11 protein-coding genes and 1 tRNA gene are annotated in these 14,236 nt (G+C 34.8%); 11 read left to right on the top strand and 1 reads right to left on the bottom strand.

Features of this window, described 5'->3' with window-relative positions:
- The first annotated feature begins 2 nt into the window (after positions 1-2).
- The 4 genes from C1A40_RS07450 to flxY are packed head-to-tail and all read left to right on the top strand — an operon-like array spanning position 3 to position 5,388.
- Positions 3-1,547 (top strand): phytoene desaturase family protein, encoded by a 1,545-nt coding sequence (locus C1A40_RS07450; protein WP_102995359.1) that lies wholly within the window; start codon positions 3-5, stop codon positions 1,545-1,547.
- Between the two features lie 4 nt (positions 1,548-1,551).
- A complete protein-coding gene (locus tag C1A40_RS07445) occupies positions 1,552-2,427 on the top strand; it encodes a cupin-like domain-containing protein (RefSeq protein WP_102995358.1) in 876 nt (291 codons plus the stop codon).
- Position 2,428: 1 nt separating this feature from the next.
- Complete coding sequence (locus C1A40_RS07440) at positions 2,429-4,102, top strand: C45 family autoproteolytic acyltransferase/hydrolase (protein ID WP_102995357.1); 1,674 nt, start codon at positions 2,429-2,431, stop codon at positions 4,100-4,102.
- Positions 4,099-5,388, top strand: coding sequence for a flexirubin biosynthesis putative acyl-CoA ligase FlxY (gene flxY, locus C1A40_RS07435; protein WP_102995356.1), 1,290 nt, complete (start codon positions 4,099-4,101; stop codon positions 5,386-5,388). The genes C1A40_RS07440 and flxY overlap by 4 nt, the downstream gene beginning before the upstream one ends.
- 844 nt (positions 5,389-6,232) lie before the next feature.
- Here the strand turns inward: flxY and C1A40_RS07430 are convergent.
- Positions 6,233-6,306 (bottom strand) — tRNA-Ala (locus C1A40_RS07430).
- Positions 6,307-6,565: 259 nt separating this feature from the next.
- Here C1A40_RS07430 and C1A40_RS07425 point away from each other — a divergent pair.
- The 7 genes from C1A40_RS07425 (at position 6,566) to C1A40_RS07395 (ending at position 14,226) form a co-directional block, all read left to right on the top strand.
- Positions 6,566-7,129 (top strand): TetR/AcrR family transcriptional regulator, encoded by a 564-nt coding sequence (locus tag C1A40_RS07425; protein ID WP_102995355.1) that lies wholly within the window; start codon positions 6,566-6,568, stop codon positions 7,127-7,129.
- Positions 7,130-7,199: 70 nt separating this feature from the next.
- Entirely contained in the window at positions 7,200-7,766 is a 567-nt protein-coding gene (locus tag C1A40_RS07420; protein WP_102995354.1) for a carboxymuconolactone decarboxylase family protein, read from the top strand.
- 134 nt (positions 7,767-7,900) lie between these two features.
- On the top strand, positions 7,901-9,193 hold the full coding sequence (locus C1A40_RS07415) for a cellulase family glycosylhydrolase (protein ID WP_102995353.1): 1,293 nt from the start codon (positions 7,901-7,903) through the stop codon (positions 9,191-9,193).
- Between the two features lie 275 nt (positions 9,194-9,468).
- Positions 9,469-11,322 (top strand): DUF4139 domain-containing protein, encoded by a 1,854-nt coding sequence (locus C1A40_RS07410; RefSeq protein WP_102997159.1) that lies wholly within the window; start codon positions 9,469-9,471, stop codon positions 11,320-11,322.
- Positions 11,323-11,456: 134 nt separating this feature from the next.
- Positions 11,457-12,017: a hypothetical protein gene (locus C1A40_RS07405; RefSeq protein WP_102995352.1), complete on the top strand. Its 561-nt coding sequence runs from the start codon at positions 11,457-11,459 to the stop codon at positions 12,015-12,017.
- Between the two features lie 132 nt (positions 12,018-12,149).
- The gene (locus tag C1A40_RS07400; RefSeq protein WP_102995351.1) at positions 12,150-12,650 is read left to right on the top strand and encodes a DUF6646 family protein; all 501 of its coding nucleotides are present in this window, start codon (positions 12,150-12,152) and stop codon (positions 12,648-12,650) included.
- Positions 12,651-12,891: 241 nt separating this feature from the next.
- A complete protein-coding gene (locus C1A40_RS07395; RefSeq protein WP_102995350.1) occupies positions 12,892-14,226 on the top strand; it encodes an MATE family efflux transporter in 1,335 nt (444 codons plus the stop codon).
- Positions 14,227-14,236: the final 10 nt, after the last annotated feature.

Below are 14,236 nucleotides of genomic sequence, written 5' to 3'. Positions count from 1 at the left end.
GAATGAAATCACATTACGATGTTGTTATTATAGGAAGTGGATTAGGCGGATTGGTCTCGGCCAATATTTTAGCTAAAGAAGGCTATACTGTTTGCGTTTTAGAGAAAAACAACCAATACGGAGGCAATTTACAAACCTTTGTTAGAGACAAAACCATTTTCGATACTGGCGTACATTATATTGGTGGTTTAAGCGCTGGACAAAACTTATATCAGTATTTTAATTATCTCGGTATTATGGATGAATTAAAGCTGAAGAAGTTAGATGAAGATGCTTTTGATGTGGTCACTTTTGGCAACGATAGCACCGAATACAAACATGCTCAAGGCTATGAAAGATTCATGAAACAACTGGTCTCTCAGTTTCCTGATGAAGAAAAAGCCATGAATACCTATTGTGATAAACTGAAAGAGTTTTGCGGAAAATTTCCTTTATACCGATTAAAACACGGAAAACCTTATTATAAAAATTCTGATATTTTTAGCTTAAAAGCCAAAGACTATATCGACTCCTTAACAACCAATGAAACCTTACGTGCCGTACTAGCAGGCACAAACTTTTTATACGCTGGAGACCCAGACCGCACACCTTTTTATGTGCATGCCTTAACGGTAAACTCGTATATAGAAAGCGCTTACAGATGTATAAATGGGGGCAGCCAAATCTCTAAACTTTTAATTAGAAGGCTTAAAGAAAATCATGGCGAAGCTTACAACCACCAAGAAGTTGTAAAATTTGGTTATGAAGACAAAAAAATCACCTCGGTGTTTACCAAAAAAGGGGATGAAATTAAAGGAGATATATTCATTTCTAACATCGAACCTAAATTAACCCTTCAGCTGGTTGGAGAAGATAAATTTAAAAAAGTTTACACTAAAAGAATTAAAAACATTGAAAGTACTATTGCTGGTTTTAGCCTATATATCGTTTTAAAACCAAATTCTTTTAAATATCAAAATCGGAATTACTACCATTTTAAAAACCGAGAAAAGGTTTGGACCAGTCAGGATTACACGAACAATAGTTGGCCCAATGGGTATATGGTTTCGATGGGTGTAAGTAAAAAAACAGTCGAATACAGCGATAGCCTCACGGTTTTAACGTACATGCGTTACGAAGAAGTTAAACCTTGGGAAAACACCGTTAATACCGTAGTTAACAAAAACAAAAGAGGTCAAACCTACGAAGAATTTAAAGCAGAAAAAGCAGAAATCCTCATAAAGGAATTAGAGAAGAAGTTTCCAAATATTAGAGATTGTATAGAAAAGATCTACACCTCTACCCCACTATCTTATCGTGATTATATTGGTTCTAATAAGGGTTCGATGTATGGCTATGTAAAAGATGCCAACAGCCCACTAAAATCCTTTGTATCGCCACGAACTAAAATACAAAACCTTTTATTTACTGGTCAAAGTTTAAATATGCATGGCATATTAGGCGTTACCATTGGTGCTGTGCTAACATGCTCTGAAATTGTTGGTATGGAACCCTTATTAAATAAAATACATGAAGCAAATAAAATTGATGACAACCCCTTAATTTAAAGGCATGGGAACATTTAAAACAACCCCTATTACCAGAGTTAAAAATATTAGTAAAGCAGATTTTATTAAATACTATTACAAACCACAACGCCCTGTATTAATTGAAAACCTGACTGCCGATTGGCCTGCTTTTGAGAAATGGAGTTTAGACTACATCCAAGATCGCGCAGGAGACCAAGTAGTCCCTTTATACAACAACAAACCCGCTAAAGGCAAACAAAGCGTTTATGCACCAGTAAAGGAAATTAAACTAAAAGAATACATCGAAATATTAAAAACAGAACCTACCGATTTACGTATCTTCTTTTATAATATTTTAGACAGTATGCCCGAACTGCTTAAAGATTTTAAATACCCCGACATCGGATTAAAATTCTTTAAACGGTTGCCTGCTCTATTTTTTGGTGGTGGCAAATCAAAAGTTTTTATGCATTACGATATTGATTTACCAGACAGCATGCACTTTCATTTTCATGGCAATAAGAGTGTCACTCTTTTTTCACAAGAACAATCTAAATACCTGTATCAAGTACCCTTTTCCATTCATAATATTGATAAAATTGATATGGACAATCCCGATTTTACAAGCTATCCAGCATTACAATACGCCGAAGGTATTCAAGCCGATATGAAACACGGCGATGCCCTTTATATGCCAAGTGGTTATTGGCACTACATCAAATACCTCGATGGCGGCTTTTCAATGACATTAAGAGCCTTACCAAAACGTCCAAAAAAGTTTGCAACCATGCTTTATAACGTGTTTATAATGCGTCATTTCGATAATATGATGCGTCATTTTTACGGACAAAAATGGTTGGACTACAAAGAGAAACTCAGTATCAAAAAGGCCGAAAAAACCTTAAAAAAACAAGGGTAACATGAATAAAAAAATAGGGTTACTACATAACGTTTTGAGTTTGGCTTGCATCATGTTGGTTTTACCTTCCTGTGGTGTTTCCAGCTCGTTGCAGGATGTGCCCTATGTTAGCGATTATAACGATTCAATCCCTAAACGCATCCAAAAAAATGATTCTTCATTTGTTTTGGGAAACAACAGGTTAAACAAAAACAAACAAGGTTTATGGGAGTTGTATGTAGAAGGCGACCCCTACGAAAGAGGGTTAATAACAGGAAGCCTAACCAGAGAATTGTTTCAAAATCAAGAACGCTATTTCCTTTCTAAAATAGAAGACTTAGTTCCTTCCGAAACCAATCAAAAATTCTTGCAACGTTTTGTGGCTTGGTACAACCGTAAAATGTATTTACATATTGATAATGAATACAAATCTGAAATTTACGGCCTATCAAAATACGCCTTAAACGCGGGTACAGTTTTCACCTCACCCTATTTAAGATGCCTTTATTTTCATGGTGCTCACGATATTGGACACGCCCTACAAGACCTCGCCTTGGTTGGTTGTTCCTCTTTTGCCGTTTGGAACGACAAAACCAAGGACGGCAGCCTTATTATAGGTAGAAACTTCGATTTTTATGCAGGCGACGACTTTGCCAAAGACAAAATTATCGCCTTCACAAACCCCAAAACAGGTTATAAATTCATGTCCATTTCATGGGGTGGTATGATAGGTGTCGTTTCAGGCATGAACGAGCACGGCCTTACCGTAACCATAAACGCCGGAAAATCGAAAGTACCACTAATCGCTAAAACCCCAATTTCTATAGTAAACCGAGAGATATTGCAGTACGCCACCAACATAGAAGAGGCCATTGCCATAGCTAAAAAACGAGAGGTTTTTGTTTCAGAATCTATTTTCGTGGGTAGCGCAGCAGACAATAAAGCGATTATTATTGAGGTTTCTCCCGATAATTTTGGGGTTTTTGAAGCCACTAACAGCAATCAAATTATTTGTTCTAACCATTTTCAAAGTGACGCTTACGCGGAAGACAAAATAAACCAAAAACACATGGTTGAAAGTCATTCGCTGTACCGCTACCAACGTATGGAGCAACTTTTAAATGCTGAAGACAAATTAACTCCACAAAAAGCGGTGGCCATTTTAAGAAACAAAGAAGGCCTTAACGGAAAATCTATAGGTTATGGAAACGAAAAAGCGCTTAATCAGCTGCTTGCCCATCATGCTGTGGTATTTAAACCCAAAGAAAGACTAGTTTGGGTATCGTCTAACCCCTATCAGTTGGGTGAATTTGTCGCTTATAATTTAAACGATGTATTTAAACATCCTGAAAAACAAGGCTATGCAAGTGCTCGCTTAAACATTGAAAAAGATCCGTTTCAATATACCGAAGCTTATAAAAATTACGAACGCTACAGAGTCCTAAAAGCACAGGTTTTAAAAGCCCTTAATACAAATGAAACATTAAATTTCTCGGTGCTTCATAACTTACAATCGGCTAACCCAAACTTTTGGGAGGCGCATTATCTTACAGGACTTTATTATTTTAAAAACGATTTTGATATGGCCGCCTTAAAAGCCTTCAAAAAAGCTAAAACCAAGGAAGTGACAACCGTTACCGATCTTGAAAATATAAATAGCTATATTAAAAAATTAAACAGAAAACTAGGTTTATGATTCCAGAAATAGAAAAAGCTTCAAGCGCAACCATCAAAGCATACCAAGAGGCTGAATTAAAAAAACTGCTTCAATATTTAAATACACATTCAAGCTATTATAAACGTCTGTTTAAATCAGAAAACATAAACCTGAACAGCATCAATACGCTGGAAGATTTGACTCGAATCCCAACTACAACGAAAGAAGATCTTCAGCGTTATAACGACGATTTTATTTGCGTCCCTAGACATGATATTATCGATTATGTGACAACCTCGGGTACCCTTGGCGAACCTGTTACCTTTGCTTTAACCGATAACGACCTCAAACGCTTGGCGCATAACGAAGCCATTTCTTTTGCTTGTGCAGGCGTAAAAAAAGCTGATGTTATTCAACTCATGACCACCATAGACCGCCGCTTTATGGCTGGACTGGCTTATTTTTTAGGCGCTCGCGAACTGGGGGCAGGCATTATTCGTGTGGGCAATGGAATTCCAGAACTGCAATGGGATTCTATTAAAAAGTTTAAACCCACCTACATCATTGCCGTACCGTCCTTCTTACTAAAACTCATCGAATATGCCGAGCAGCATCACATCGATTTGAATAACTCTGGTGTAAAAGGAGCCATTTGCATAGGCGAGTCGCTTCGAGAGCAAGACTTTTCATTAAATATTTTATCCAAGAAAATAAAAGACAAATGGGATATTGATTTATTTTCCACTTACGCTTCTACAGAAATGAATACCGCTTTTACCGAATGTGAAGCACAACAAGGAGGCCACCATCATCCAGAATTAATCATTATCGAAATTCTAGACGAAAACAATGCGCCAGTTAAAGCTGGTGAACCTGGAGAACTTACCATTAGTACTTTAGGCGTAGAAGGCATGCCTTTACTGCGTTTTAAAACAGGTGATATTGTAACGGCACATACCGAAGCTTGCTCCTGCGGAAGAAACACCACAAGACTAGGTCCTGTGATAGGCAGAAAAAAACAAATGATAAAATATAAGGGCACCACACTGTATCCGCCAGCCATGCACAATATTTTAAACGATTTTAATGCCATTGATTCTTATGTTATTGAAATTTCACATAACAACATAGGTACCGATGAAATCCTGCTTAAAATCGCGACTAACAACGCTACAGAAGAATTTTTACAAAAAATAAAAGACCATTTTAGAGCCAAACTACGCGTGCTTCCTAAAATTGAATTTTGTGATAAAAAAGAACTTCAGAAACTGCAATTCCCTAAAATGAGCAGAAAACCTGTTTTGGTGATTGATAGGCGGGAGTAGGTGAAGTCAATTAATGACTCTAAGCAAAAATATATTGATGATTAATTCAAAACAAAAATTTACATGTAATAAAAAATTTATTATAATTTATATCTTTGCATTAAATTTTATAACAACATAAAGCCCTAAATGTATTTCTTTAGGGCTGTTAAGGATTTAAGTCTAGCGATTCAATTCTTTAAATAATTTCGTTAACGCTTTTACCAAAATAGTTAACACTAAAAAAAAATCAATAATTCATTTAGCATGTATTCTTGATTTAAGGAGTTAATATTACTCTCACAAAACTCGAAGATCCTACCCTTCGAGTTTTTTTGTGCAAGCTACCGACTATCAGTGGTGTAAATTTAACCAAAATGTATATAAACCCTAAAGTAAGTTTTCAACAAACAAACCCTAAACACCTAAAAATCAAAACATAAAATACTTATCAACAAGCAAAAATTAATAACTAATTCGAGAAAATCAATTGATAGTCTTTAAAAAACGGCATTACCTCATAAATTACTTAAGATTTTAAATACCTCGAGACACCAAAATCAAAAATTGCAATTGAAAATCGCTTATAAATTCCCTTCGGATAAAATCTTGTTATTATCATCTTGCTAGAAAAATAGCGTTTAATTAAACATTACATTTTTTTTTAATAAAAAGAAAAAGGTTACATACAAATAAGTGGTCTTTACAAAACGTTTTTGGAATTACATGTAAAAAAATAAATTGCAATTATATAATATCACCCTTACGTAAATGAATAAAATAAAGCTGGCAAATTGCTACAAATTCATAGCCTTATGAAAACAAAAAAAGCTTCCAATGCCTTGGAAGCTTTATCTTTCTATAGTGGAGAATACCGGAGTCGAACCGGTGACCTTTTGGCTGCCAGCCAAACGCTCTAGCCAGCTGAGCTAATCCCCCAATATATTTGTTATTTAAAATAACGCTGTAAAAGTATACAATTATCTGTAATCTGCTAATTTTTTTTATAAAAAGATATGGCATTCATACGATGCAAAACAATTGGCTTTATACCTTTTACAATCCATAAAAAACAAATCTATTCCGCTATACCCATCAGCCTAAAACTTTAAAATAAAGTTGCACAAACCAAACAAAAAGTTAAATATTTTTTTATTTCTAAACGATTGTTTAGTTTTGTCTTGTATTTAAAAAAGTAATGGCCAGACAAAAAGCATATAGAGAGGAGGAGGTAATCGAAAAAGCCATGAATTTATTTTGGCGAAACGGTTATGAAACCACCTCTATGCAAATGCTTGAAAAGGAAATGGGCATTAATAAGTTTTCCATTTATGCTAGTTTTGGAAATAAAAACGGCGTGTTTTTAGAGAGTTTAAAATGCTACAAGCAAAAGTTAAACACCTTAATTAATACATTAAAGCAATCGAAAAATGGGGTTCTAGGCATCAAACAATATTTTTATGACTTTATTGAATTTGCTAAAGAAAACGAATTCGGCAAAGGTTGTTTGGTAACCAATACCGCCAACGAATTACGAGATGGTGCCAACGATGCAATAAAAAACGTCCTATCAACCTTTACAGGTGAAGTCAAACAAGTTTTTGCGGATGTTTTAAAACAAGATGCCTCAAATAACGAAGCAACCATCGAGCAACAAGCCGATTTTTTAATTATAGCGATGTTCGGACTCGCCTCTGCCACGAAAGTTTTTACCCCAACACAACTGGAAAACTACATAGAACACACCTTTAAAAGGTTGTAATATTTTTTTAACCTATTTCTAAACGACTGGTTAGAAATAAAACAATAATAAAATTTTAAAAATTAAGATTATGAGCACAAAAGAAAAAAGTACCACCTTAACAAATCACAGTATTGAAACAGCTCCAGAAGGTAGCAAAGCTTTACTTCAGAAATCATTAGATGCCTACGGATTTATTCCAAATTTACACGGGGTTTTAGCAGGAGCTCCAGGTTTATTAGAAGGCTACCAAATACTTCACGAACTATTTACAAAATCTTCATTTGATAAGGACGAGCTTACCGTGGTATGGCAAACGATTAATGTAGAACAGGGTTGTCACTACTGTGTGCCAGCACATACAGGTATCGCTAAACAAATGAAAGTGGACGATGCCATTACTGAAGCATTAAGAAACCAAACAGCATTACCTAGCGAAAAACTTCAAGCGCTACACAACATGACTCTTTTGGTAACCAAAAACAGAGGTAAAGTATCAAAAGACGCCATTAAAACCTTTTACGAAGCAGGTTATAATGAAAGACATTTATTAGAAATCATTTTAGGTTTATCTCAAAAGGTAATAAGTAACTACACCAACAGTATTGCCGAAACACCTGTTGATGAACCCTTCCAACCATTTGCTTGGGAGAAATAAATCATACAAATGATTTAGTCATTTAATAGATTCAAACACCAGAACAAAAGCCCAACACCCTTAAAAGTGTTGGGCTTTTAATTTTTTATAATCCGTACTAAGACTCTAAAAATGTAATACTATATTTACACAACATGAACCCATTGAAACAAACCCCTATCATGAACCTAAAACAAAAATCCCTATTTCTAATAATCATAACGTTGTGCAGTATCACCGCTTTTTCCCAAACCCCGTTTGGCATTAATCTAGCTGGAGCCGATTTTGGTTCCAATATGCCAGGGACCTATAATATCGATTACACCTACCCAACCGAAAGCGAACTGGATTATTACAAAACCAAGGGTTTAAAACTCGTTCGATTGCCCTTTAAATGGGAACGTATTCAGCACCCACTAAACGGTAATTTAAATACGGAAGAGTTATCACATATTCAAACGTTTTTACAAGCCGCAGCAGCAAGAGACATGCAAGTCATTCTCGATTTACATAATTATTGCCGCTACAAATTAAATGGGAGTGAGCAAATTATTGGCTCCAACAACCTAAGTATTGCACACGTAAAAGATCTGTGGACCAAACTTGCCACTGCTTTAAAGGACAGTCCCAATATATATGGTTATGGGATTATGAACGAACCCCATGATTTATTAAACAGCACACCGTGGTTTGACATTGCCCAAGAAATTATTAATGGCATTCGCTCTACCGATACTAAGACTACGATAATTGTTGGTGGAGATAGTTGGAGTTCGGCAGAACGCTGGATGACTTATAGCGATAACCTTAAAAACCTATCTGATCCCTCCAATAAGCTAATTTACGAAGCACACGTTTATTTCGACAAGGATGCTTCAGGAACATACCCTAATAATTACGATGCCGATGGCGCCTATCCCAATATCGGCATAGACCGCGTTACACCTTTTGTAAACTGGTTACAGGCTAATAATTTAAAAGGTTTTATTGGTGAATATGGTATTCCTGTAAACGATAGTCGATGGCTTACCGTGCTTGATAATTTTTTAAGCTACCTCAACCAAAATTGCATTAATGGTACCTATTGGGCTGGCGGACCTTGGTGGGGAAACTATATCCTATCTGTAGAACCCGAAGCCAATACCGACAAACCACAAATGGCCATTTTAGAAAAGTACTTAACCACAAACAACTCCTGCCCTACTTTAGGCTTGAATTCACTAAAAGATAAATATAAAAACCTGAAGCTATACCCGAATCCGTTCGAAAACCATGTATTTATTACAGGCTTGAATGAAGGCGACCTCATTAATATTTATAACATTCAATGTCAATTAATCACATCTCAAAGATTAGAAAATTCAGTAATAACGGATTTAGGACATTTAGCTACTGGAGTCTATTTGGTAAAACACGATGATGAATTTATTGGAAAAATCATTAAATAAATGGCATCCTTAAAAAACATATATTTTCCTTATACTCCTATCAATATACCCTTATGGGCATGCTTTCTTCCAACATAAAAATAGAAATAACTACAGATCGTAATTTCATTTTCAGACAACCATTTAGCAATAAAATAAGTATAATCACTATATGCTTTTGTATTATATAGAAGGTAGTATTATATTCACCAACTGAACATCTTTATGTATTCTTAAGAAGAATGGCATGTGGATGCCGTGTTAAACAGCTCAATGAAACCCAACCATTAATCACCATGAAAAGCATTATTACAATCGTGCTATGCCTAGTCTTTAGCCTATCATTTTCCCAAGAAATTCCCGAAAAAAAAGTAAATTCAGAAATAGAAGATGTTACCGTTTTCATTAGCGGAGCTCAAATCACGAGAAAAAAATCTGTAGATTTAAATTTTGGAACGACCTTGATTAAATTCATTAACCTGTCACCATTTATAAATTCCAAAAGTGTACAGGTAAAAGCCTATGGCGATGTAACGGTACTATCTGTTAACCATCAACAAAATTTTATAGACAAATTAGAGAAGCCAAAAAAATTAATTGAATTAGAAGCTCAGCTTGACAAAACGCAAAGTCTTTTAACCTTAGAAGAAACACACCTAGAAATTCTAAAAGAAGAACTTAACTTTCTTCAAGAAAACAGACAAATAGGAGGAAAAAACGAAGAGCTAAGTGTTTCCAATCTTAAAGAGGCTTCCAGCTTCTACAGCTCTAAACTCACGGCTTTAAAGCTTAAAGAAATTGATCGGCTTAAAACCATTTCTCAACTTAAAGAAAAAGAGCTTGAGTTCAAAAATGAAATCAATAACATAACAAGCGAAAAAGCGTATGCCAATGGTGAAATTTTAGTAAAAGTTAAGAGTAAAAATAGCCTAAAAGCAAAATTTGAAATGACCTATGTAGTAAGTAATGCTGGCTGGTTACCAACTTACGATATTAGAGCAAAAAACATTAACGAACCCATAGAACTTGTTTACAAAGCTAATGTTAAACAAGACACAAAAATAGATTGGAAAAATGTAAAACTACGTTTATCATCAGCCAATCCAAACTTATCGGGTGTTGCACCAGAATTAAAAACCTATTACCTTAATTACAATACGGCTCCCCCAACATACAACCGTGCCATAAACCAAGTTTCTGGTCAAGTACTTGATGAGGGCAATCTCCCAATACCTGGAGTTAATGTCATTATAAAAGGCACTACTATAGGCACTACTACAGATTTCGATGGCAATTACGCGATTACAGTCCCAGAAACATCAACACAATTAGAGTTCACATATCTTGGTTACGAGAATAAAATTATAAACATTACGGATGCCATTCATAATGTTAGGCTCGTAGAATCTTTAGAAGCCTTAGACGAAGTTGTAGTCATTGGATATGGCTCTAGGAATAGAAAATCTGCCTCACGAAGTGTTAAAGAAAAACCTAAAAGAAAACCAGCCAATAATGCGATTCCAGTTGTTCAAAAGGAAAACCAAACTACCGTAAATTTTGAAATTGACTTACCATATTCTATTCTTTCCGATAACAAAAGTTATTCGGTTGATATGGCAACCTATAATCTTCCTGCAGACTATCAATATTACAGTGTTCCTAAAATAGAAAATGAAGCATTTTTAATTGCTAGCATTAAAAATTGGGAACAATATAACTTATTGGAAGGTGAAGCAAACATATTTTTTGAAGGCACTTACGTGGGAAAAACACTGTTGGATGTAAGATTCGCTTCAGATACTTTGCAAATTTCATTAGGTCGCGATAAAAATGTTGTTATTAACCGAGAGAAAATCTCCGATTATTCATCTAAAAAACTCATTGGTAGTAAAAAAGAAGAAAATAGAGATTGGAGAATTACGGTAAAAAACAACAAATCACAAACCATAAACATACTCGTTATGGATCAAATTCCGGTTTCCAATAATGATGAAATAAAAGTTGAAGCTTTCGAATTATCAAACGGCAAACAAGATATAAACACTGGAGAAATTCGATGGGAATTTAAGATAGAACCTAGCACAAGTAAAAAAATAGATCTGAAATACACTGTAAAATATCCTAAAAACAAAAGATTACTTATAGAATAATCCGCTTCAAGCGGTACTTCGGTTTATTTTAAACACCATTAAATTAAAAACCAATTATTACTTTTTACCAAACATCCTAAAAAATTATTATGAAAAGCTTCGCTTGTATTTTATTACTCTGCCTTACAAATCTCATGTCATCGCAAGAAGACTACAAAATAGAAATAAACGGTAAAGAATTTGAAGTCGGACTGGATAAAGATTATGAATTTAACATCAATAATGAAAGTTATAAAATCAAGATAAAACAAAAGGATACCTTATTGTATATTGATGACGCTTTCAGTTTCAAATTTCTTAAAGATCACAAAGTTGCTAAAACTTCAATTGATCAAGGCATAGAACAACTCATGTTAATGACAGCTGAAGGTTCTGGGTTTATTATTCAAAAATACACCAGTATTAATCCAACCATGCTAAACGAACTTATGCTAAGTGAAGTCACTAAAGAAAGTATTAATTATGGTTATACCATGGAAAGACAAGAGTATGAAAGAACGTTAGCTTCTGGAGAAAAAATTAAAGTCATTAAAGCAATTTTAACATACAACGATGAAATTAATATTTACGAATTAGCTTCTACAGGTAAAAAAGATTCCGGAATATTAATATTAACCATGTTAATGGAGGATTTAGAAAATTCAGTAGGAAAAAGTCTTATAAATTTAACTTGGAACACTTTGGATATTAAATAACCTACATTATCAAAAACTATTCATCATAAATAATAAAAAACAGCGCTATTTTTAAATGGATTCCCATCCATCACCCATAATATTATTAATATCTTTGCCTCTGTTTTTTTTAAACCTAAAACATATTAATTGATGAAAAACATATTAGTTATTGCAGCCCTTTTAACAGTGTCATTTGTAAATGCTCAAGCGTTTTCTGGACAAGGTGATCAAAAATTTCAAGTAGGTGCTAACCTTCAATCTCACGCTACCGGCATTAATGTTAGTTATGATTATGGTCTGGGTGAAAACATCTCTATTGGTTTAAGTTCTAGTTATGCCTTAGGTATTTCTGATGAATTAGAAATTGTAGACGACCCAGCTTTTAAAGATCGTTTTGATGTGAAAGCTCGTTTTAATGCCAATATTGGTAACGTTATAAATATCGATGACAATTTCGATTTGTACCCTGGACTTCATTTAAGTTTAAAAAACTTTGGTGGCCACGTTGGGGCTCGTTATTTCTTTACCTCTGGTTTCGGGATTTTTACAGAAGCACAGTTCCCAATTGCCAAGTACAATAACGACTTGACGCCTGCTGAAGAGCTTAACAATCAGTTTTCAATGAATATTGGTGTGAGCTTCAATATTTAACATTTAACCATATCATTTAAAAAGCCTTTTACTCAACTAAAAGGCTTTTTTTATACTATAAAACTCATTTTAACTTGATATAAAAAACAGTTATACCAATTATGAATTAAAGGGAGACCTAGATAATTTGGAATATGAGTTTAATAGAAACAAATTATAGGATTCATTTTTAGGTTATAATTGGTATTACAACAAGAATAGTAAATTTGCAATCCCCCAATTAAGTTTTTCACGTCGCTACATGCAAACCACCATAAGCCTAAAACACATCAATAAACTGGCTATACCCGCTTTAATTGCCGGGGTTTCCGAGCCTATATTATCTTTAACAGATGCTGCTATTGTAGGCAACGTGCCGCAAAATGCTACCGAATCACTTGCTGCCGTTGGTATTGTAACCACGTTTATTTCCATGCTTATTTGGGTGTTAGGACAAACACGAAGTGCCATTTCATCTATTGTATCGCAATATGTGGGCGCCAATAAAGTCGAACAGATTAAAAACCTACCCGCCCAGGCTATATTTATAATTACTTCGTTAAGTATCTTAATTATTTTAAGTACTTACCCTTTAGCTCCGCAAATATTTAAACTCTATAACGCCACCAATCTGATTCTCGATTACACCGTAGCCTATTATAAAATTCGCGTTTTAGGCTTTCCCTTTACCCTTTTTACCATAGCTATTTTTGGCGTTTTTCGTGGATTGCAAAACACCTACTACCCCATGGTTATCGCTATTATTGGTGCCGTTTCAAATATCATTCTAGATGTGGTTTTTGTTTATGGCATTTCAGGTTATATACCACCTATGCATATCGAAGGCGCTGCATACGCCAGTGTGATAGCACAAATTTTAATGGCAGGACTTTCCGCTTATTTCATTCTTAAAAAAACCGATATTCCATTACGACCAACCTTTCCGTTTAATCCAGAAATTAAACGCTTTATATTCATGATTCTTAATCTATTTATAAGAACCATAGCGCTTAATGTTACTTTATATTTTGCCAGCGCTAAAGCCACCAGTTACGGGGCGGAGTATATGGCTGCTTATACTATTGCTATAAACTTATGGTTTCTGGGGGCTTTTATTGTAGATGGTTATGCCAGTGCTGGAAATATCTTATCTGGAAAGTTATTTGGCGCCAAAGCTTACGACACGCTACTTCATTTAAGCAATAAACTTATTAAATACGGACTGGTAGTGGGTATTATTCTGGGTTTAACAGGCGCGCTATTCTACTACCCAATCGGACGTATTTTCACCAAAGAACCCGAAGTTCTAGAAGCTTTTTATCAAGTTTTTTGGATCGTATTAGCCATGCAACCCCTTTGTACTTTAGCTTTTATTTTTGATGGTATTTTTAAAGGCCTTGGCAAAATGAAATACCTTAGAAACGTATTACTTTTTTCGACCTTTATTGTTTTTGTGCCTATAGTATTTTGGCTCGATGCCTTAAACTACAAGCTTCACGGCATTTTTATAGCCCTTACCTTTTGGGTTATAGCCAGAGGTGTTCCGCTCATCATAAAATTTAGAAAAACCTTTATCCCTCTAGCACAAAAGCCCTAATTTTGCAGCA

It is taken from the genome of Tamlana carrageenivorans, from assembly GCF_002893765.1.
Lineage (GTDB): Bacteria > Bacteroidota > Bacteroidia > Flavobacteriales > Flavobacteriaceae > Pseudotamlana > Pseudotamlana carrageenivorans.
This window is presented reverse-complemented; position numbering and strand designations above follow the sequence as displayed.

Bases quoted from the DNA above. Each gene is read 5' to 3' on its own strand.
- C1A40_RS07410 (WP_102997159.1), top strand. From the start codon at position 9,469: ATGAAAAGCATTATTACAATCGTGCTATGCCTAGTCTTTAGCCTATCA.
- C1A40_RS07425 (WP_102995355.1), top strand. From the start codon at position 6,566: ATGGCCAGACAAAAAGCATATAGAGAGGAGGAGGTAATCGAAAAAGCC.
- C1A40_RS07450 (WP_102995359.1), top strand. From the start codon at position 3: ATGAAATCACATTACGATGTTGTTATTATAGGAAGTGGATTAGGCGGA.
- C1A40_RS07445 (WP_102995358.1), top strand. From the start codon at position 1,552: ATGGGAACATTTAAAACAACCCCTATTACCAGAGTTAAAAATATTAGT.
- flxY (WP_102995356.1), top strand. From the start codon at position 4,099: ATGATTCCAGAAATAGAAAAAGCTTCAAGCGCAACCATCAAAGCATAC.
- C1A40_RS07415 (WP_102995353.1), top strand. From the start codon at position 7,901: ATGAACCCATTGAAACAAACCCCTATCATGAACCTAAAACAAAAATCC.
- C1A40_RS07440 (WP_102995357.1), top strand. From the start codon at position 2,429: ATGAATAAAAAAATAGGGTTACTACATAACGTTTTGAGTTTGGCTTGC.
- C1A40_RS07395 (WP_102995350.1), top strand. From the start codon at position 12,892: ATGCAAACCACCATAAGCCTAAAACACATCAATAAACTGGCTATACCC.
- C1A40_RS07405 (WP_102995352.1), top strand. From the start codon at position 11,457: ATGTCATCGCAAGAAGACTACAAAATAGAAATAAACGGTAAAGAATTT.
- C1A40_RS07400 (WP_102995351.1), top strand. From the start codon at position 12,150: ATGAAAAACATATTAGTTATTGCAGCCCTTTTAACAGTGTCATTTGTA.
- C1A40_RS07420 (WP_102995354.1), top strand. From the start codon at position 7,200: ATGAGCACAAAAGAAAAAAGTACCACCTTAACAAATCACAGTATTGAA.